The sequence below is a fragment of the Nocardia sp. NPDC004151 genome (assembly GCF_042874235.1).
Classification (GTDB): domain Bacteria; phylum Actinomycetota; class Actinomycetes; order Mycobacteriales; family Mycobacteriaceae; genus Nocardia.
Genome location: NZ_JBIAMR010000019.1, coordinates 17,196 through 37,492, shown reverse-complemented (window position 1 = coordinate 37,492; position 20,297 = coordinate 17,196). Strand labels below are relative to the sequence as shown.

The following is a 20,297-nucleotide window of genomic DNA, read 5'->3' as shown; positions in this document are numbered from 1 at the left end:
TCAAAAGCTTCCACCCGTAGAACGTCGTGAGAGAGCTGGTCAGATGCCCCGTTTGGTCGATCACGAGCAGCGGCGACGGGAGATCACCACCGCCGCACGGACTGTCATCGCCACCGGTGGACTCGACGCCGCCACGTTTCAAGCGGTGGCGGCCGAGGCGGGGATCTCGGTGCGGTTGATCCAGTACTACTTCGGCACCAAGCGGGATCTGATGCTCGCCACACACACAGCGGTCGTGGCGGATTTCGGCGTGGGGTTCACCGAGCAGTTCACGAAACTCGGGCCCGAGGCCACGCCGCGGGAGATCATCCGGACCTTCGCGGTCGGACTCCTGCCGCTCGATGATCGGCGGCGGCAGGACAATCTGGTGTTCGCGGCCTTCCACGCGGCCAATCTGACCGGGAACACCGTCACCTCCGAGGAGATGATGGGGCCGCCGCGCTATCTGGTCACCGTGATCACCGACCAGCTGCTGCGCGTTCGGGGGCCCGAATCCGATGCGCACACGGCGGAATTGGACGCCGAGATCATCGTCGGCGGGGTCAGCAGCATCACCCAGTTCGTGCTGGCGGGCGGCGCCACCCGGGAGCGGGCGGTCGAACTGCTCGACCGCCTGCTCGACAGGATGCTGCCGTAAGGGCGGTCAGCCTTGCTGGTCGCCGATGTGGGCGCGGACGAAATCGACGACGGCGTCGGTGAATTCGTCATTGGCGTCACTGGCCGCGGTGTGGGCGGCGGTGCCGATCTCGATGTACTCGGCGTGCGGGGTCAGGGCGCGGAAGGCCGTCACGCCCTCCTCGCTGACCACGTCGGAGAGCGCGCCCCGCACCAGCAGGGTCGGGATGCTCAGCTGCTTCGCCGCGTTCTCGAGCGCCTCGGTGTGGACGTCGATCTCCTCGCCGCGTCCGTCGCGCGGGCCGCCCATCATGGCCGGATCCCAGTGCCAATACCAACGGCCGTCCTCGCGCTTGCGCAGATTGCGTTGCAGCCCTTCGGGATTGCGGGGCCGACGGCGGTGGGGGAGGTAGGCGGCGACGGCGTCGGCGGCCTCTTCGAGGCTGGCGAAGCCCTCGGGATTGCTGGAGAGGAAGTTGATGACGCGCTCGACGCCCTTGCGTTCGGGGCGGGGCACGACGTCGACGAGGACCAGTCCGGTGATGCGCGCGGCCTCGGGGTGGGTGGTGGCCATCAGGCCGGTGAGCCCGCCCATGGACGCGCCGACGATGAAGGCGGGCTTGCCCAGTTGTTCGAGCACCACCATCAGATCCTCGACCATGGCCTCGCGGCGGTAGTTGCCGTCCGGATCCCAGTCGCTGTCGCCGTGGCCGCGCGCGTCGAGCAGCACCGCGTGCATGCCCGCTTTGGCCAAGGCCAGTCCGGAGTCCTTCCAGGACCCGCGGGTCTGCCCGCCGCCGTGGAGAAATACCACCAGTGGGCCGTCCTGGGGTCCCCAGCTGTCTCCGGCGATGGTGATGCCGCCGTACCCGCGGAAGTTGACCCGGGCGGGTTCGGTGAATTCAGCGTCATTGCTCACTCTCCGAGCATCGCACACGTCGATATACGGTGTATGACAACCGGCCGGTAGCTAGGACCGCGGGAGTGATCAGGCGGCGTGAACCCCGCCACACTGGCCGGACGACCGTATTGCCGCGGAGTTGCCGGTAACCCCGGCGAACGCGGGTTCCGGCAGGTCGCGGCGGGTTCGGCGGTGATGCGCCGACCGCGGACGCGCGGGGGGTGCGGGGTCGGGGGCGCATTCGAGCGCTGGTAGGGTCACTGCCCGAAAGACATCCTTTAACGGACCGTCCCGTGAGGCGGGGAAGGAGGTCGGCATGGCTGTGCCCGAAGACCGGGCGGCCAAGTCGAGCGCTGCCGAGTTCTCGCAGCGGCACGACCCGGACCGGGTCGAGACCGGACGCGAGCTGCTCTCCGATTCCGACGTCGGCCGGACCATCGCCCGCATGGCGCACCAGATCATCGAGAAGACCGCCCTGGACTCCGGTGATCCGCAGGTTGCCCGCGTGGTGCTGATCGGAATCCCCACCCGCGGAACCACTCTGGCCCATCGCCTGGCCGGCCGGATCGAGGAATTCTCCGGCGTCCGCCCCGCGATCGGCTCCCTCGACATCACCCTCTACCGCGACGACCTGCGCTCCAAGCCGCACCGTCCGCTCGAGCGCACCTCCGTGCCCGAAGGTGGCATCGAGGATGCCCTCGTCGTGCTCGTCGACGACGTGCTCTTCTCCGGCCGCACCGTGCGCTCGGCGCTCGACGGCCTGCGCGACCTGGGCCGCCCCCGCGCGGTGCAGCTCGCCGTGCTCATCGACCGCGGCCACCGCGAACTTCCCATCCGCGCCGACTACGTCGGCAAGAACGTGCCGACCGCGCGCACCGAGGACATCTCGGTGCTGCTGCGCGAGCACGACGGCCGCGACGGCGTGTACCTGCGCCAGGAGGGTGACGCCCAGTGAAGCACCTGCTCTCGGTCACCGACCTGGACCGCGAGACCGCCAACGGCCTGCTAGACGAGGCCGAGCGGTTCGAACAGGCGCTGCTGGGCCGCGAGGTCAAGAAGCTCCCGACGCTGCGTGGCCGCACGGTCATGACCGTGTTCTTCGAGAACTCCACCCGCACCCGGGTCTCCTTCGAGGTCGCGGGCAAGTGGATGAGCGCCGACGTCATCAATGTCAGCGCGTCGAGTTCCTCGGTCTCCAAGGGCGAATCGCTGCGCGACACCGCCCTGACCCTGCACGCCGCGGGCGCGGACGCGCTCATCGTGCGCCACCCGGCTTCGGGCGCCGCGCACCAGATCGCGCGCTGGTTCGCCGAAATGGACGAGGCCGCCAGCGGTTACGCAGGTCCCGGTCCGGCCATCATCAATGCCGGTGACGGCACCCACGAGCACCCCACCCAGGCGCTGCTGGACGCGCTGACCCTGCGTCAGCGCCTCGGCGACCTGGAGGGCAAGCGGATCGTGCTGGTCGGCGACATCCTGCACAGCCGGGTGGCTCGCTCGAACGCCTTCCTGCTCAGCACCCTGGGTGCCGAGGTCGTACTGGTCTCGCCCCGCACCCTGCTGCCGGTCGGTGTGGAGGCCTGGCCCGTGCGGGTCTCGGACTCCCTGGACGCCGAACTGCCCGGCGCGGACGCGGTCATGATGCTGCGCGTGCAGGCCGAGCGCATGAACGGCGGCTTCTTCCCGTCGGCGCGTGAGTACTCGATCCGCTATGGCCTCAACGAGCGCCGCATGAAGATGCTCGACGAGCACGCGGTGGTCCTGCACCCCGGCCCCATGCTGCGCGGCATGGAGATCGGCTTCTCCGTCGCCGATTCCCCGAAAGCGGCTGTGTTGCAACAGGTCAACAACGGAGTCCATATGCGCATGGCGGTGCTGTTCCGCCTGCTGGTCGGAACCGACGAGGTGGTGGCATGAGCATCCTGATCCAGAACGTCCGTCTCTACGGCGAAGGCGACGCGGTCGACGTGTTGCTGGCCGACGGTGAGATCCGCGAGATCGGTGCGGGCCTGAGCGCCCCGGACGCCGAGATCGTCGACGGCAAGGGCCAGTTCCTACTGCCGGGCTTCATCGACCTGCACACCCACCTGCGCGAACCGGGCCGCGAGGACACCGAGACCATCGAATCCGGTTCCGCCGCGGCCGCTCTGGGCGGCTACACCGCGGTGTTCGCCATGGCCAACACCAGCCCGGTCGCCGACACCTCGGTCATCACCGACCATGTGTGGAAGCGCGGCCAGGAGGTCGGCCTGGTCGACGTGCACCCGGTCGGTGCGGTCACCGTCGGCCTCGAGGGCAAGCAGCTCGCCGAGATGGGGACCATGGCCGCCGGCGTCGGCGCGGTGCGCATGTTCTCCGACGACGGCCACTGCGTCTACGACCCGCTGATCATGCGCCGCGCCCTGGAATACGCGAACTCGCTGGGCGTGCTCATCGCCCAGCACGCGGAGGAGCCGCGCCTGACCAAGGGTGCCGTCGCCCACGAGGGCCCGACCGCCTCCCGTCTGGGCCTGGCCGGCTGGCCGCGCGCCGCCGAGGAGTCCATCGTGGCCCGCGACGCCCTGCTGGCCCGCGACGCCGGAGCCCGCGTGCACATCTGCCACGCCTCCACCGCCGGCACCGTCGAACTGCTGAAATGGGCCAAGTCCCAGGGCATTTCGATCACCGCCGAGGTGACCCCGCACCACCTGCTGCTCGACGACTCGCGGCTGGAGACCTACGACGCGGTGAACCGGGTGAACCCGCCGCTGCGCGAATCCTCCGACGTGGCCGCGCTGCGGCAGGCCCTCGCCGACGGCGTCATCGACTGTGTCGCCACCGACCACGCCCCGCACGCCGACCAGGACAAGTGCTGCGAGTTCGCGGCCGCCCGTCCCGGCATGCTGGGCCTGGAGACGGCGCTGTCGATCATCGTGGAGACCATGGTCAACCCCGGACTGCTCGACTGGCGCGGTGTCGCGCGGGTCATGAGCGAGAACCCGGCGCGGATCGTGGGCCTGGACGATCAGGGCCGGCCGCTCGCGGTCGGCGAACCCGCCAACCTGGCGCTGATCGACCCGGCCGCCGAATGGACGGTGGAGGCGAACGAACTCGCCTCGATCGCCCGCAACACGCCCTTCCAGGCGATGACCCTGCCCGCGAAGGTGACCGCCACCTTCCTGCGCGGCCGGCTCACCGCCCGGGATGGCAGGATCGTCGCCGGTTAGCGGCGGGTGGGGAATCCAGCAATGAACGGTCAGGAGCCGGAGGCGGAAGCTTGCGTAACCACGCAGGCTCCCCGCTCATTGCTCAATGGACACGGAGAACCGTCATGCGACTGTTGCAAGTACTGATTCTGCTGGCCTTGTTCGTGCTGTGCCTGGGACTCATGTACTGGGCGTGGACGGGCCGGGCCAAGAAGCAGGCGGGCGCGATCGGCGACCTGCCCGCGGTGCCCGCCGACTGCGGCGCGCAGCTGTTGGAGCCCACCACGGGGCTCTACCTCGGCAGCACCCTCGCCCCCAGCTGGATTCAGCGAATCACGGTGGGCGACCTGGGTTTCCGTGCCACCGCGGAGCTGACCCGATTCGAACGCGGCATCCTGCTGGAGCGGGATGGCGCGGCGACGATCTGGATTCCGCAGGAATCCATCACCGCGGTGCGCGCCGAGCGCGGGCACGCGGGCAAAGTGATGACAGAAGACGGTGTGCTGGTGATTCGCTGGACGCTGCCGACCGGGACCGAGGTGGATACCGGTTTCCGCGGTGACGACAAAGCGGTGTACCCGGCATGGACCGCAGCAGCTACGAAGACGGGAGACGAGGCATGAGCAGCGGAAATACTGCCGTGATGGTGCTCGAGGACGGCCGCGTGTTCCGCGGGACGACCTTCGGCGCCGTCGGGCAGACCCTGGGTGAGGCGGTGTTCTGTACCGCCATGACGGGCTATCAGGAGACCCTCACCGACCCCAGCTACGACCGCCAGATCGTGGTGGCCACCGCGCCGCAGATCGGCAACACCGGCTGGAACGACGAGGACGACGAGTCCTCGAGGATCTGGGTGGCGGGTTACGCCGTGCGCGACCCCGCGCGCCGCGCCTCCAACTGGCGCGCCAACCGCACCCTGCAGGCCGAGCTGGAGAACCAGAACATCGTCGGCATCGCGGGCATCGACACCCGCGCGGTGGTGCGGCACCTGCGTAACGCCGGTTCCATGAAGGCGGGCATCTTCTCCGGCGATTCGCTGGCCGACTACGAGGAGCTGGTCTCCCGGGTCAACGGCCAGCAGTCCATGCTGGGCGCGGACCTGGCCGGTGAGGTCTCCACCGACGAGATGTACACCATCGACCCGATCGGCGAGCACCGCTTCACCGTGGTCGCGGTCGACCTGGGCATCAAGTCCAACACCCCCCGCATGTTCGCCCAGCGCGGCATGCGGGTGCACGTGGTCCCCTCCAACGTGACCCTGGACCAGATCAAGGAACTGAACCCCAACGGCGTGTTCCTGTCCAACGGCCCGGGCGACCCGGCCACCGCCGACGCGCAGGTCGCGCTGACCCAGGGCGTCCTGGGCGAGGGCATCCCGCTGTTCGGCATCTGCTTCGGCAACCAGATCCTGGGCCGGGCACTGGGCCGCAACACCTACAAGATGAAGTTCGGCCACCGCGGCATCAATGTGCCGGTCGTCGAACACCATTCGGGCCGGATCTCGATCACCGCGCAGAACCACGGCTTCGCCCTCGAAGGGGAGCGCGGCGAGGTCTTCGACACCCCCTTCGGCAAGGCCGAGGTCAGCCATGTCTGCGCCAACGACGGTGTCGTCGAAGGTGTTCAACTGGTGAACGGCAAGGCCTTCTCCGTGCAGTACCACCCCGAGGCCGCGGCCGGACCCCACGACGCCGCCTACCTGTTCGACCGTTTCGCCATGCTGATGGAAGGAGCCTGATGCCACGCCGTACCGACCTCAACCACATCCTGGTGATCGGCTCGGGCCCGATCGTCATCGGCCAGGCTTGTGAGTTCGACTATTCGGGAACCCAGGCGTGTCGCGTCCTGCGGTCCGAAGGCCTGCGCGTGTCGCTGGTCAACTCCAACCCGGCGACCATCATGACCGACCCGGAGTTCGCGGACTCCACCTATGTCGAGCCGATCACCTGGGAATTCGTCGAGAAGGTCATCGCCAAGGAGCGCCCCGACGCGATCCTGGCGACCCTCGGCGGTCAGACCGCGCTCAACTGCGCTGTCGCCCTGCACGAGAACGGCATCCTCGAGAAGTACGACGTCGAGCTGATCGGCGCCGACTTCGAGGCCATCCAGCGTGGTGAGGACCGCCAGAAGTTCAAGGACATCGTCGCCAAGGTCGGCGGCGAGTCCGCGCGCTCCAAGGTCTGCTACACCATGGACGAGGTCCGCGAGACGGTCGCCGAACTCGGCTTCCCGGTCGTCGTGCGCCCGTCGTTCACCATGGGCGGCCTGGGCTCGGGTATGGCCTACAACCACGAGGACCTCGACCGCATCGCCGGCGGTGGCCTGGCCGCCTCGCCGACCGCGAACGTGCTCATCGAGGAATCCATCCTGGGCTGGAAGGAATTCGAGCTCGAGCTCATGCGCGACCGCAACGACAATGTGGTCATCGTCTGCTCGATCGAGAACGTGGACCCGATGGGCGTGCACACCGGTGACTCGGTCACCGTCGCCCCGGCCATGACCCTCACCGACCGCGAGTACCAGAAGATGCGCGATCTGGGCATCGCCATCCTGCGCGAGGTCGGCGTCGACACCGGCGGCTGCAACATCCAGTTCGCGGTGGACCCGCGCGACGGCCGCCTGATCGTCATCGAGATGAACCCGCGCGTGTCGCGCTCGTCGGCGCTGGCGTCCAAGGCCACCGGCTTCCCGATCGCCAAGATCGCCGCCAAGCTGGCCATCGGCTACACCCTCGACGAGATCGTCAACGACATCACCAAGGAGACCCCGGCCTGTTTCGAGCCCACGCTCGACTACGTGGTCGTGAAGGCTCCGCGCTTCGCCTTCGAGAAGTTCCCGGGCGCCGACACCACGCTGACCACGACCATGAAGTCGGTCGGCGAGGCGATGTCCATGGGCCGCAACTTCTCCGAGGCCCTGGGCAAGGTGCTGCGCTCGCTCGAGACCAAGGCCACCGGCTTCTGGACCCTGCCCGACGGTGAATGGACCGACGCGCAGGCCATTCTCGACGACCTGAAGGTCCCCACCGAGGGCCGTATCTACCAGGTGGAGCGTGCGCTGCGCCTGGGCGCGAGCATCGAGGACACCGCCGCCGCCTCCGGCATCGACCCCTGGTTCGTCGCCGAGGTCGCCGCCCTGGTGGAGCTGCGTCAGGAGATCATCGACGCCCCCGTGCTGGACGAGCCGCTGCTGCGCACCGCCAAGCACTACGGCCTCTCCGATCGCCAGATCGCCGCGCTGCGACCGGAACTCGCCGGTGAGGGCGGCGTGCGCGAGCTGCGCCACCGACTGCAGATCCGCCCGGTGTTCAAGACCGTCGACACCTGCGCCGCCGAGTTCGAGGCCAAGACCCCGTACCACTACTCGGCCTACGAGCTCGATCCCGCCGCGGAGTCCGAGGTCGCGCCGCAGCGGGAGCGCGAGAAGGTCATCATCCTGGGCTCGGGCCCGAACCGCATCGGTCAGGGCATCGAGTTCGACTACTCGTGTGTGCACGCCGCGCAGACGCTGTCGGCCGCGGGCTACGAGACCATCATGGTCAACTGCAACCCGGAGACGGTCTCGACCGACTACGACACCGCCGACCGCCTCTACTTCGAGCCGCTCACCTTCGAGGACGTGCTCGAGGTGTACCACGCCGAGACCGAGTCCGGCACCGTCGCGGGCGTCATCTGCCAGCTGGGCGGGCAGACCCCGCTGAGCCTGGCGCAGCGCCTCACCGACGCGGGCGTGCCCGTGGTCGGCACCTCGGCGGCGGCCATCGACCTGGCCGAGGACCGTGGCGAGTTCGGTGATGTGCTGGTCGCGGCGGGTCTTCCGGCCCCCAAGTACGGCACCGCCACCACCTTCCCGCAGGCCAAGAAGATCGCGGCCGAGATCGGCTACCCGGTGCTGGTGCGCCCGTCCTACGTGCTGGGCGGCCGCGGCATGGAGATCGTCTACGACGAGGCCACCCTCGCCGACTACATCTCCCGCGCCACCGAGATCACCCCGGACCACCCGGTGCTGGTCGACCGGTTCCTGGAGGACGCCATCGAGATCGACGTCGACGCCCTGTGCGATGGCGACGAGGTCTACCTGGGCGGCGTCATGGAGCACATCGAGGAGGCCGGCATCCACTCCGGTGACTCGGCGTGCGCCCTGCCCCCGATCACCCTGGGCCGCAGCGATATCGAGGCCGTGCGCCGCTCCACCGCCGCGCTGGCCAAGGGCATCGGCGTCAAGGGTCTGCTGAACGTGCAGTACGCGCTCAAGGACGACGTGCTCTACGTCCTCGAGGCCAACCCGCGCGCCAGCCGCACCGTGCCGTTCGTCTCCAAGGCCACCGCGGTGCCACTGGCGAAGGCCGCGGCGCGGATCGCGCTGGGCGCCACCATCGCCGACCTCCGCAAGGAGGGCCTGCTCCCGGCCGAGGGCGACGGCGGCACCGTGCCGATCGAGGCCCCGGTCGCGGTCAAGGAAGCGGTCCTGCCGTTCCACCGCTTCCGCCGCCCGGACGGTTCCGGCATCGACTCGCTGCTCTCGCCGGAGATGAAGTCCACCGGTGAGGTCATGGGCATCGACGCCGACTTCGGCACCGCCTTCGCCAAGTCGCAGTCCGCCGCCTACGGGTCGCTGCCGACCGAGGGCACCGCGTTCGTGTCCATCGCCAACCGCGACAAGCGCGCCATGGTGTTCCCGGTCAAGCGCCTGCACGACCTGGGCTTCCGCATCCTCGCCACCGAGGGCACCGCGGAGATGCTGCGCCGCAACGGCATTCCGTGCGATCGGGTGCGCAAGCAGTCCGACAACGCGCCCGACGAGGCCGGCATCGTGGACATGATCAAGGACGGCGACGTCGACATCGTGTTCAACACGCCCTACGGCAACAACGGTCCGCGCGTGGACGGCTACGAGATCCGCACCGCCGCGGTCGGCGCGAACATCCCGTGCATCACCACCGTGCAGGGTGCGGCCGCGGCCGTGCAGGGCATCGAGGCCACCATCCGCGGCGGCATCGGCGTGCGCTCCCTGCAGGAACTGCACGCGGTGCTGCGCGGATGACCAGCTTCGGGCTACGGCTGCGGGAGGCGATGCGCGCGCACGGACCGTTGTGCGTGGGCATCGACCCGCATCCGCCGCTGCTGCGGGCCTGGGGCCTGAGCGAGGACGCCGCCGGGGTGGCCAAGTTCGCCGACGCCTGCGTGCGGGCGTTCGCGGGCCGGGTCGCCCTGGTCAAGCCGCAGGTCGCGTTCTTCGAAACCTACGGTTCGGCCGGAATGATGGTGCTGGAGGAGACCATCGCGGCGCTGCGGGCGGCGGGCACCCTGGTGCTGGCCGACGCCAAGCGCGGCGATATCGGCTCCACCATGGACGCCTACGCGCACGCCTGGCTCGCTGACGGCCCGCTGGGCAGCGACGCGGTCACGGTGTCGCCGTACCTCGGATTCGGTTCGCTCGCACCGGCTCTGGAGCTGGCCGCGGCCAACGGGCGCGGCGTGTTCGTGCTGGCCGCGACCTCCAATCCGGAAGGCGCGGAGCTGCAACGCATCACCGGTGCGGACGGCCGCACCATCGCCCAGCGCATGGTCGACGATGCCGCCGCGGCCAATGTCGGGGCCGAATTCGGTTCCGTCGGTGTGGTTGTCGGCGCGACCCTGACCGAGGCCCCGGACCTGAGCGCCCTCAACGGGCCCATCCTGATGCCGGGTGTGGGCGCGCAGGGCGGGGGAGCGGACTCCATTCGCGCCCTGGTGCCCGCGCGCGACCTGGGCGCGGTGCTGCCCAACGTCTCGCGTGAGGTGCTGAAGGCCGGTCCGTCGGTGGCCGCGCTGAAGGAGAAGGTCGCCGAGCTGTCGGAGGAGTTCGCCTTCCTGCAGCGCTGATTCCAGAACAGAGTTACTCGCGGCACCGGGTCCGATCCGGTGCCGCGAGTCTTTTCGGAGGGATTTCCTCCGCTTCCTTGCCTCGGCGGATACAGTGGCCTCATGTCTGCCGCGATGCCGCCCAAGGGAATTCGCCGTGCGCTCGTCCTGGGTGGAGGTGGTGCGGTCGGCCTGAGCTGGATGGCGGGCGTCGTCATCGCCCTGCGCGCGGCCGGAATCGACCCGGCCGCGGCCGACCGGATCGTCGGCACCTCCGCCGGAGCGGTCGTCGGCGCGGCCCTGGCCGCCGACGTCGACCTGAGCCTGCTGCTGCGGCGACCCTCGACCGAGACCGCCGAACTCGAGCCGATCGCGTTCGACCCGGACAGCTTCGGCGAGATCCTCGGCCTGCTCGGCACGCCCGGCCTGGACCCGGCCGAGGCGCGTCGTCGCGCGGGCGCCCGCGCCCTGGAGATGAATCTCGGCGATCCGGCCACGCACATCGCCCGCATCGGCGCGTTCGTCGGCCACGGCGACTGGCCCCAGCGCGATCTGCTGATCACCGCGATCAGCGTCGACACCGGGGAACTGCAGGCCTGGACGCCCAGCGGCAAGGCCACCCTGCCGGAGGCGCTGGCGTCGAGCACCTCGGTTCCCGGTGTCTTCCCGCCCATTCCGATCGACGGGGTCCACTACTTCGATGGCGGCATGCGCTCGCCCATCAACGCCGATCTGGCGGCCGGAGCCGAGCGAATGCTGGTCGTCGAACCCCTGGCGCACCTGTTCCCGCACGCCCCCTCCGACCGTGACCTGGGCGGCGCGGCAACGATGTTCATCGCCCCCGACACCGATGCCATCGCCGCCTTCGGCCCGAACCTGTTCAGCGCGGACGCGCTGGTGCCGGCCTACGAGGCGGGGGTGCGGCAGGGTGGGGAGGCGGCGCCCGGGGTGCGGGATTTCTGGCCGGCCTGAACCGGACCGCTCGGTAGAAAGGTGGGATTTCTCATGTCGGATGCTGCCCTCGGCCTACTCTCGTACGCCCAAACCCGCATCCTGGTCGACGATTTCGCGTCCAGTTTCCGGTTTTATCGCGACGTGCTGGGTCTGCGCCTCGAGGCCGAGATCGAGGGTGACGTGCCTGAGACCGGGGAGGGGCCCTACGCCTGCTTCGCCGTCGGCACGCAGGATCTCGCGCTGTTCACCCGCGCCTACATGGACGCGGCCATCGGCGCCGAGCACCGGCCGCGCGGCGAAATCGATACGGCCGTGGTGGTTTTGCGGGTCGCCGACGTCGACAAGGCGATCGCCGTGCTGCGCGAGCGTGGCGCGGTCGTCGTCGGCGAGCCCGCCGACCAGCCGGCGTGGGGCATGCGTGTGGGTCACGTGCGCGCCCCCGAGGGCACGCTCGTGGAGCTGTGCCAGTACGCGGATTGATCCGATCCTTGTTCGCTCTCGGCGAACCCATCCGGCGGCCCGATCGAACGCTTGTCCGGATCGACCCGCTCCCGCCCGCCCGGGCGGTGGGCGGGTTCTCGCATGTATCGGCCGGGTTTCGCGCGTCAGCGGCCGCGTGAGGGGCGGAAACGGGCCGCTCGGGCGTCGTCCCGGGTGGCCGCACCAGGTCCGACCTGCATCGAAAGGTGTCTGATTTGCGAGTTTTCAAGGTCTCGGAACGAGCCCCGGTGATGCGCGACACGCGCTACGGATTCGAACGACACGCCGAGAAATCCAAGAAAAATCCAGGTCGCGTGATTACAGCTCGGTCACGGTTTCATCCGGGGCCAGTCCGACCCCTCGAACGCGCGGTCGAGAACCCCAAAAAGCCCTGGCCGCAAGGCTATTCGCGGCCGTGCGCGGCCGCGGGGCGCGCCCGGTGCGGCGGCGCCCGCGGCGGTGTGCATCCGGCCCGGTCGCGCGCCGAATCACGCGCTGACCTGGGGGGTGGGTTCGCAATCGGCAAGCGTCGTGGGTACGGTCGCTGAGACCACCGGGTTACCGGAGGTAGATCAAGCAATGAACGATGAGACGGAGGAACCGTGGCCCTTCCCCAGCTGACTGACGAGCAGCGCGCCGCTGCTTTGGAGAAGGCGGCTGCCGCTCGCCGCGCTCGGGCGGAGCTCAAGGAGCGCTTGAAGCGTGGTGGCACCGATCTGAAGACGGTCCTTGCGGACGCCGAGAAGGACGAAGTCCTCGGCAAGATGAAGGTTTCGGCCCTGCTCGAGGCCCTGCCGAAGGTTGGCAAGGTCAAGGCTGCCGAGATCATGAGCGAGCTCGAGATCGCTCCCACCCGCCGCCTGCGCGGACTGGGCGACCGGCAGCGTAAGGCGCTGCTGGCCCGGTTCGACTTCAGCGCCGAATAATCCGAGGGTGGTCGAACACACTCGGAAGGGTCGACTGGTAGTACTGGTCGGCCCCTCGGCCGTCGGCAAGTCCACCGTCGTGCGCTGCGTGCGCGAACGACTGCCCGAATTGGTATTCAGTGTGTCGGCCACCACCCGGGCTCCGCGGCCCGGGGAGGTCGACGGTCAGGACTACCACTTCGTCACCCGCGAGAAATTCGACGCCATGATCGACGGCGGCGAAATGCTCGAATGGGCCGATATCCACGGTGGACTGCAGCGGTCGGGCACCCCGGCCGCACCCGTGCGGGAAGCGCTCGCCTCCGGACACCATGTCCTGATCGAGGTCGACCTCGAGGGCGCGCGCTCGATCCGCGAATCCATGCCGGAGGGCCTGCTGGTCTTCCTGGCCCCACCCAGCTGGGACGAGCTGGTGTCCCGCCTGACCTCGCGCGGGACCGAATCGCCCGAGGTCATCGAGCGTCGGCTCCAGACCGCGCGCACCGAACTGGCCGCGTGTGACGAGTTCGACATCGTGATCGTGAACGACCACGTGACCAGCGCCTGCGAGCAGTTGGTATCGTTGTTCGTTAGCACAAATTCGGGGTCCTAGTTCTCGAACCGCGGAACCCGAACATCCGGCTCGTCTTCGAAGTGAGCCGGGAAGCCATCCTTCCGAACAACCCCGCAGGAGCCTTCCTAGTGAGTACGGACCTCAAGACCGTTCCCGCCTACGACACTCCGGTCGGCCTCACCAACCCGCCGATCGACGAACTGCTGGAGCGGACTTCGTCCAAGTACGCGCTGGTCATCTACGCGGCCAAGCGCGCGCGGCAGATCAACGATTACTACAACCAGCTCGGCGACGGCATTCTCGAATACGTCGGTCCGCTGGTCGAGCCGGGTCTGCAGGAGAAGCCGCTGTCGGTGGCCATGCGCGAGATCCACGCCGACCTGCTCGAGCACTCCGAAGGGGAGTAAAACCGCGGTGACCCGAGTCGTCGTCGGCGTCGGCGGCGGTATCGCCGCCTACAAGAGCTGCAACCTCGTGCGCCGGTTCACCGAAACCGGGCACGAGGTTCGTGTCATTCCCACCGAGTCGGCGTTGCAATTCGTCGGCAAGGCCACCTTCGAGGCGCTGTCCGGCCATCCCGTGCACACCGGTGTCTTCGCCGATGTGCCCGAGGTGCCGCACGTGCGCCTCGGTCAGGAGGCCGATCTGGTCGTCATCGCTCCTGCGACCGCGGACCTCATGGCCCGCGCCGCACAAGGCCGCGCCGACGACCTGCTCACCGCGACGCTGCTGACCGCGCGCTGTCCGGTCCTGTTCGCCCCGGCCATGCATACCGAGATGTGGGAGCATCCGGCCACCCGGGCGAACGTGGCGATGCTGCGCGCGCACGGCGCGACCGTGATGGAACCCGCCTCGGGCCGCCTGACCGGCACCGATACCGGTCCGGGCCGGCTGCCCGAGCCGGAGGAGATCTTCGGTCTGGCCCGTCTGCTGCTCGAGCGCGCCGACGCGCTGCCGCGCGACCTGGAGGGCCGCCGGGTGGTGGTCTCCGCCGGTGGCACACGTGAGGCGCTGGACCCGGTCCGCTTCCTGGGCAACCGGAGTTCGGGCAAGCAGGGCTACGCGATCGCCCGCCTGGCCGCCCAGCGTGGCGCGCAGGTGACGCTGATCGCGGGCAACACCATCGGCCTGGAGGCTCCCGCCGCCGTCGAGGTGGTGCACGTGACCTCCGCCGACCAGCTGAAGGTGGCCGTCGACAAGCACGCGCTCGGCGCGGACGCCGTCATCATGGCGGCCGCGGTCGCCGACTTCCGGCCGGTCAACGTCGCCGCGTCCAAAATCAAAAAGGGTGCGGGCGAACCGAATTCGATCGAGCTGGCCAAGACACCCGATATCCTTGCCGGGTTGGTACAGGCTCGTCGCGACGGGCACCTACCGGGCACCGCGATCGTCGGCTTCGCCGCCGAGACCGGGGACGAGCACGCCGACGTGCTCACCCACGCCCGGGCCAAACTGGCCCGCAAAGGCTGCGACCTGCTGGTCGTGAACGCCGTCGGGGAAGGGAAGGCCTTCGAGGTCGATACCAACGACGGCTGGTTGCTCGGCGCCGACGGCACCGAGATCGCCCTGGACCACGGGTCCAAGGCCCTATTGGCTAGCCGAGTGCTGGACGCACTCGGTCCCTTGCTCCGCTGAAGCCTCGGCACCGCAGGGTTCGGACGCTCGCCGCGCAGGTCGCGGCGGGTGTCCGAGTCGCAATGTGCTCGTCACGGTGGTGGTTCGCCCCTGTGACGAACATATTGGAATAACCTGAGACAAAGGGTTGTGCGATGGCGCGGAGACGCTACTGTCGCCACCCGATACGAGAAACCCGTTGAGGGAGAGGGAACAACTGTGCGCACGTCTGGCAGCCGCCTATTCACCAGTGAGTCGGTGACCGAAGGTCATCCCGACAAGATCTGTGATGCCATCAGCGATTCCATCCTCGACGCGTTGCTCGCGGCCGATCCGCGCAGCCGGGTCGCGGTGGAGACCCTGGTGACCACCGGTCAGGTGCACGTGGCCGGTGAGGTCACCACCTCGGCCTACGCCGACATCCCGACCATCGTCCGCGAGAAGGTCCTGGAGATCGGATACGACTCCTCCGCAAAGGGTTTCGACGGCGCGTCCTGTGGCGTGAACGTCGCGATCGGCGCGCAGTCGCCCGATATCGCCCAGGGTGTGGACACCTCGCACGAGGCCCGCGTGGGCGGCGAGGACGACGAGATCGCCCGTCAGGGCGCGGGCGACCAGGGCCTGATGTTCGGGTACGCCACCGTCGAGACCCCCGAGCTGATGCCGCTGCCGATCTCGCTGGCGCACAAGCTGTCCCGGCGTCTGACCGAGGTCCGCAAGACCGGCGTGCTGCCGTACCTGCGGCCCGACGGCAAGACCCAGGTCACCATCGAGTACGACGGCGCCATCCCCAAGCGCCTCGACACCGTGGTCATCTCGACCCAGCACGCGGCCGACATCGACCTGGACAACCTGCTGGCCCCCGACATCCGCGAGAAGGTCGTCGACGCGGTCCTGTCCGAGCTGCAGCTGCCCAACCCGCTCGACACCTCCGACGTGCGCCTGCTGGTCAACCCGACCGGCAAGTTCGTGCTCGGCGGCCCGATGGGTGACGCGGGCCTGACCGGCCGCAAGATCATCGTCGACACCTACGGCGGCATGGCCCGCCACGGTGGCGGCGCCTTCTCCGGCAAGGACCCGTCGAAGGTGGACCGCTCGGCCGCGTACGCCATGCGCTGGGTCGCCAAGAACGTCGTCGCCGCCGGCCTGGCCGAGCGGGTCGAGGTCCAGGTCGCCTACGCCATCGGCAAGGCGGCCCCGGTCGGCCTGTTCGTCGAGACCTTCGGCACCGAGCTGGTCGACCCGATCAAGATCTCCGACGCCATCGGCGAGGTCTTCGACCTGCGTCCCGGCGCGATCATCCGCGACCTGGACCTGCTGCGCCCGATCTACGCGCCGACCGCCGCCTACGGCCACTTCGGCCGCACGGATGTCGATCTGCCGTGGGAGCGCACCGACCGCGCGGAGAAGCTGCGCGCGGCCGCCGGGCTGTAATTGACCGGCACCCAACAGTTCTCGACGGGAGCGTCGGGCACGGAGTCCCCCTCCGAGCCCGACGCTCCCGCCGTCGTTGGCGTGTCACGCCCGATCGCCCGCGTCCTGCCCCTTCTCGAACCCGCCCACCTGGACCGCGATTTCGACTACGTCGTCCCTCCTGAGCTGGACGAGATCGCACAACCGGGCGTCCGGGTCCGAGTTCGCTTCTCCGGCCGCCTCATCGACGGCTACCTCCTCGAACGCCTCGAAAGATCCGCCCACACCGGCAAACTCGTCCGCCTCGATCGCGTGGTGTCGGGCGAGCGCGTCCTCACCCCCGAGATCCTGAAGCTCGTCACCGCCGTCGCGGCCCGCTACGCCGGCACCCGGGCCGACGTCCTGCGCCTGGCCATCCCGCCCCGCCACGCCAAGGTCGAAACCGAGGACACGGACAAGCCCGAAAAGCCCAAGCGCACCGCGAAGAAGAGCACCGCCGTCGATCCGGTGACAGCACTGGGCGGTGTGGTCGACCTCGACGCGGTCGCGCCCTCCGGCCCGGAGCAGCCGGGCGATGCGGCCGCCTCGTCGGTCAGCTCGGCACATCGAACCGCTGACGGCCTTGCCGCGCAGGCTGATCCGCGAGACGTCGAGGCCGCGTCCGCTGACTCCGACCCCGCACCGAGCGACAGCGCCACCGAAGGTGCGGTGCCCGGCGACGCCGTCGCGCCCTCCGGCCCGGAGCAACCGGGCGATGCGGCCGCCGCGTCGGTCAGCTCGGCACACCGAACCGCTGACGGCATTGCCGCACAGGCAGATCCGCGAGACGTCGAGTCCCCGGCCGCAGATTCCCACACCGCACCGAGCGGCAGCGGTACCGAAGGTGCCACGTCCGGAGACGCCGCCGACCCTGCACCGATCGCCAGTGCCGCCGTAGTCGAAGAGCCCGCGGCGGCCGGCACGATCGCTGATCCGGCCCGCGATGGCGATGCCGTCACCGGGGTCGAGGCGGTCGGCGGCACGGGCATCGAGCCGGTGCGCATGGGCGGAACCGATGACCTGTCGGCGGCGTCGAATGGCGCGACCGGGCCGAACGGTGAGACCGGGTCGCAGGGCGTGGCCACGTCGCAGGGGGATACCGGGCCGGAGGGCGAGTCCGGGCCGCGAGTAGTGAGCGCTGCCTCGCCGCAGTCGTGGGTGTCCGAGTTCGCCGAGTGGGGCCGGTACGTGCACGGGCACTCGTTCCTGGGTGCGCTGGCGGCCGGGCGCGGGCCGCGGGCGGGGTGGCAGGCGTTGCCGGGGGAGGACTGGGCCAAGCGGCTGGCGGAGTTGGCGGCGGTGACCGTGCGCGGTGGGCGCGGCGCGGTGATCATGGTGCCGGATCAGCGGGATCTGGATCGGGTGCTGGCGGAATGCGTTGCGCTGATGGGGGAGTCGGCGGTCGGGCTCGCGGCAGGTCTGGGGCCGTCGGCGCGGTATCGGCGGTGGTTGTCGGTGTTGCGGGGGCAGGCGAAGGTGGTGGTGGGGACACGCAGTGCGGTGTTCTCGCCGGTGCGGGATCTCGGGTTGATCGCCATCTGGGACGACGGGGACGACACGTTCGCGGAACCGCGGTCGCCGTATCCGCATGCGCGGGAGGTGGCCATGCTGCGGGCTCACGAGACGGGGGCGGCGTTCGTGGCGGGCGGGTTCGCGCGGACCGCCGAGGTGCAGGCGATCGTCGAATCCGGGTGGGCGCACGACCTGCTCGCGGATCGGGCCGTGGTGCGGCAGGCCATGCCGCGCATCACCGCGCCCGGCGACACCGACGCCGCGCTGGAGCGGGATCCGATCGCGCAGGCGATCCGTATTCCGGCGGTGGCGTTCATGGAGGCGCGTAAGGCGCTCAAAGCCGGTGGGGCCGTACTGGTTCAGGTACCGCGGCGCGGCTACATCCCCGCCCTGTCGTGCGCGAAATGCCGGACCCCCGCGCGCTGCCGCCACTGCAATGGACCCCTGGCCCTCCCTGACTCCGCGCCCGCGTCACGTGGCGCATTGCGCAGTGGGCGAGAAGGTGTCGCGGAGGCGCAGAGCCCGGCCTGCCGCTGGTGTGGAATCACCGAGGCGGCGTTCCGCTGCGGATCGTGTGGGTCGCGTGCCCTGCGGGCGGTCGTCATCGGTGCGTCCCGCACCGCCGAGGAGCTCGGTCGCGCTTTTCCCGGTGTGCCCGTGCGGGGTTCGGGCGGTTCCGCGATTCTCGACTCCGTCCCCGAGGGCCCGCAGGTGGTGGTCTCCACCATCGGCGCGGAACCTCCGGTGCCCGGCGGCTACGCGGTCGCCATGCTCCTGGACGGCTGGGCCCTGCTCGGCCGCGCCGACCTGCGCGCCGCCGAGGACGCCCTGCGCCGCTGGATGTCGGCCGCCGCCCTGGTCCGCTCCGACGGCCGCGTCATCGTCATGGCCGACGCCGGTCTGCCCACCGTGCAGGCCCTGGTCCGCTGGGACCCGGTGTGGCACGCCGGTTTCGAACTCGACCAGCGCGTCGAGGTCCGCTTCCCGCCCGCGGTCCGCTTCGCCGCCATCGACGGCACCTCCGACTCCATCGCCGAATTGCTCGGCGAGGCCAAGCTTCCCGGCGACGTCGAAGTCCTGGGCCCGGTGCCGCTGCCCCCCGGCGCCCGAAAGCCCTTCTCCTCCGGCGACTCTCCCGCCGAGGTGGAACGCATGATCCTGCGCGCCGACCGCTCTGGCGGGGCCGCCCTGTCGCGCGCCCTCACCGCCGCCCAGGCCATCCGCAGCACCCACCGCTCCGACGCCCCCCTGCGCGTCCAGATCGACCCGATCGACATCGGCTGACCGACAACGAGATCAGGGAGTTCCGGGCACCGAATTCTGTCCCGATCGCTGCCTGGCCAGCTCATTGACCCTGGTCAGGGACCGGTGATTTCGTCGCGGGGGAGGGCGGCGAGCGCGGTGAGCGCGTTGAGGAAGCCGCGGCGGTCGGCGGCGGGCAGCTTGGCGAGCAGCCGATCCTCCTGCGCCTGGATCTCGGCCTGGGCGGCATCGCGCAGGTGGCGGCCCTCGGTGGTGAGCGCGAGCAGCCGGGCCCGGCGGTCAGCCGGATCGGGGCGACGTGCGATGAGCCCGCGTTCCTGGAGGTCGTCGAGCACCGCGATGATCCGCGTCTTGTCCGCCCCGATCTCCTGTGCCAGCACGCCCTGACCCCGTGCCGGACCCTCATCGAGATGCAGCAGTACGACATACGCCCACATGGTCAGCCCGTGCGCGGCCAGCACCGGTTGCTCGGCCGCCATGAGGGCGCGGCCCAGGGGGACGATCATCGCTGCGAGGTCCGGACGGTCTGTCATGCGGACCAGACTATGCGGCGAGCCGGTGCGGCCTGTCGATCGTGTCGCCCGCGCGGGTCAGGACGGCGTCGGCGTCGAAGGTGTCGGCCTGCCAGGAGTCGAGGCCGATCCCGATGCGGCCGCGCCAGGCCCGCACGATCTCGGTGTGGACGGGCCAGCGCACGAAACGGCGCATGTCCCGCTCGGACTCCCACACCGAGATCGAGCCGCCCCGGAACTCCGCGGGCCGGCCCCACAACCACAAACCCACCGCGCCCTGCATGACCGGCCACGTCCGGCCCAATTCCAGCCCCGCCGTATAGATGTCGCGTGCCTCGGCCTCGGAGTCCGCGAGGAAGTCGGTCACGCTGACGAATACCGGACCCGGACGCCGATCGTTCGGGCCGGGATTCCAGGGCATGAGCACGGTGCCTTCGGAGAATGATTTCGTATGCATACATAGACGATAAGCGGATGCGTACGAAAT

The 20,297-nt window shown here is 69.7% G+C and carries 19 protein-coding genes; 16 read left to right on the top strand and 3 right to left on the bottom strand.

Annotated features, from left to right (window positions below; all coding sequences use genetic code 11):
- The first annotated feature begins 43 nt into the window (after window positions 1-43).
- Complete coding sequence (locus tag ACFYTS_RS31675) at window positions 44-637, top strand: TetR/AcrR family transcriptional regulator (protein ID WP_357286122.1); 594 nt, start codon at window positions 44-46, stop codon at window positions 635-637.
- Between the two features lie 6 nt (window positions 638-643).
- On the opposite strand, the gene ACFYTS_RS31670 is transcribed toward ACFYTS_RS31675, so the two are convergent.
- Entirely contained in the window at window positions 644-1,534 is an 891-nt protein-coding gene (locus ACFYTS_RS31670; RefSeq protein ID WP_387309130.1) for an alpha/beta fold hydrolase, read from the bottom strand.
- A gap of 298 nt (window positions 1,535-1,832) precedes the next feature.
- On the opposite strand from ACFYTS_RS31670, the gene pyrR reads away from it, so the two are divergent.
- The 15 genes from pyrR to ACFYTS_RS31595 all read left to right on the top strand — a co-directional run bounded on the left by pyrR (window position 1,833) and on the right by ACFYTS_RS31595 (window position 19,319).
- Window positions 1,833-2,471, top strand: a complete 639-nt coding sequence (gene pyrR / locus ACFYTS_RS31665) for a bifunctional pyr operon transcriptional regulator/uracil phosphoribosyltransferase PyrR (RefSeq protein ID WP_357083329.1) — start codon at window positions 1,833-1,835, stop codon at window positions 2,469-2,471.
- Window positions 2,468-3,433 (top strand): aspartate carbamoyltransferase catalytic subunit, encoded by a 966-nt coding sequence (locus tag ACFYTS_RS31660; protein ID WP_379097828.1) that lies wholly within the window; start codon window positions 2,468-2,470, stop codon window positions 3,431-3,433. The genes pyrR and ACFYTS_RS31660 overlap by 4 nt, the downstream gene beginning before the upstream one ends.
- Window positions 3,430-4,722, top strand: a complete 1,293-nt coding sequence (locus ACFYTS_RS31655) for a dihydroorotase (protein ID WP_387309129.1) — start codon at window positions 3,430-3,432, stop codon at window positions 4,720-4,722. Before ACFYTS_RS31660 ends, ACFYTS_RS31655 begins: the two co-directional genes overlap by 4 nt.
- A gap of 104 nt (window positions 4,723-4,826) precedes the next feature.
- Window positions 4,827-5,324, top strand: a complete 498-nt coding sequence (locus ACFYTS_RS31650; protein ID WP_357286134.1) for a transporter — start codon at window positions 4,827-4,829, stop codon at window positions 5,322-5,324.
- On the top strand, window positions 5,321-6,439 hold the full coding sequence (gene carA / locus ACFYTS_RS31645; RefSeq protein ID WP_357286137.1) for a glutamine-hydrolyzing carbamoyl-phosphate synthase small subunit: 1,119 nt from the start codon (window positions 5,321-5,323) through the stop codon (window positions 6,437-6,439). Before ACFYTS_RS31650 ends, carA begins: the two co-directional genes overlap by 4 nt.
- Window positions 6,439-9,744, top strand: a complete 3,306-nt coding sequence (carB, locus tag ACFYTS_RS31640) for a carbamoyl-phosphate synthase large subunit (protein WP_357286140.1) — start codon at window positions 6,439-6,441, stop codon at window positions 9,742-9,744. Before carA ends, carB begins: the two co-directional genes overlap by 1 nt.
- A complete protein-coding gene (gene pyrF / locus ACFYTS_RS31635; RefSeq protein WP_387309128.1) occupies window positions 9,741-10,565 on the top strand; it encodes an orotidine-5'-phosphate decarboxylase in 825 nt (274 codons plus the stop codon). The genes carB and pyrF overlap by 4 nt, the downstream gene beginning before the upstream one ends.
- Window positions 10,566-10,667: 102 nt before the next feature.
- On the top strand, window positions 10,668-11,516 hold the full coding sequence (locus ACFYTS_RS31630; RefSeq protein WP_387309127.1) for a patatin-like phospholipase family protein: 849 nt from the start codon (window positions 10,668-10,670) through the stop codon (window positions 11,514-11,516).
- A gap of 33 nt (window positions 11,517-11,549) precedes the next feature.
- Window positions 11,550-11,978 carry a VOC family protein gene (locus ACFYTS_RS31625; protein WP_387309126.1) on the top strand — a complete coding sequence of 143 codons (429 nt, stop codon included), beginning with the start codon at window positions 11,550-11,552 and terminating at the stop codon, window positions 11,976-11,978.
- 602 nt (window positions 11,979-12,580) lie between these two features.
- The gene (gene mihF / locus ACFYTS_RS31620; protein WP_033086940.1) at window positions 12,581-12,904 is read left to right on the top strand and encodes an integration host factor, actinobacterial type; all 324 of its coding nucleotides are present in this window, start codon (window positions 12,581-12,583) and stop codon (window positions 12,902-12,904) included.
- Between the two features lie 7 nt (window positions 12,905-12,911).
- The gene (gene gmk, locus ACFYTS_RS31615) at window positions 12,912-13,496 is read left to right on the top strand and encodes a guanylate kinase (RefSeq protein WP_357286150.1); all 585 of its coding nucleotides are present in this window, start codon (window positions 12,912-12,914) and stop codon (window positions 13,494-13,496) included.
- 89 nt (window positions 13,497-13,585) lie between these two features.
- Complete coding sequence (gene rpoZ, locus ACFYTS_RS31610) at window positions 13,586-13,864, top strand: DNA-directed RNA polymerase subunit omega (RefSeq protein WP_213556271.1); 279 nt, start codon at window positions 13,586-13,588, stop codon at window positions 13,862-13,864.
- A gap of 7 nt (window positions 13,865-13,871) precedes the next feature.
- Complete coding sequence (coaBC, locus tag ACFYTS_RS31605; RefSeq protein ID WP_357286153.1) at window positions 13,872-15,092, top strand: bifunctional phosphopantothenoylcysteine decarboxylase/phosphopantothenate--cysteine ligase CoaBC; 1,221 nt, start codon at window positions 13,872-13,874, stop codon at window positions 15,090-15,092.
- Between the two features lie 198 nt (window positions 15,093-15,290).
- Window positions 15,291-16,505, top strand: a complete 1,215-nt coding sequence (gene metK, locus ACFYTS_RS31600; RefSeq protein ID WP_357286156.1) for a methionine adenosyltransferase — start codon at window positions 15,291-15,293, stop codon at window positions 16,503-16,505.
- Between the two features lie 81 nt (window positions 16,506-16,586).
- On the top strand, window positions 16,587-19,319 hold the full coding sequence (locus tag ACFYTS_RS31595) for a primosomal protein N' (RefSeq protein ID WP_387309125.1): 2,733 nt from the start codon (window positions 16,587-16,589) through the stop codon (window positions 19,317-19,319).
- A 74-nt stretch (window positions 19,320-19,393) separates the two neighbouring features.
- Here ACFYTS_RS31595 and ACFYTS_RS31590 read toward each other — a convergent pair whose 3' ends face one another.
- Both ACFYTS_RS31590 and ACFYTS_RS31585 read right to left on the bottom strand, forming a co-directional pair.
- The gene (locus ACFYTS_RS31590; RefSeq protein ID WP_387309124.1) at window positions 19,394-19,831 is read right to left on the bottom strand and encodes a MarR family winged helix-turn-helix transcriptional regulator; all 438 of its coding nucleotides are present in this window, start codon (window positions 19,829-19,831) and stop codon (window positions 19,394-19,396) included.
- A gap of 10 nt (window positions 19,832-19,841) precedes the next feature.
- The gene (locus tag ACFYTS_RS31585) at window positions 19,842-20,267 is read right to left on the bottom strand and encodes a hypothetical protein (RefSeq protein ID WP_387309123.1); all 426 of its coding nucleotides are present in this window, start codon (window positions 20,265-20,267) and stop codon (window positions 19,842-19,844) included.
- Window positions 20,268-20,297: the final 30 nt, after the last annotated feature.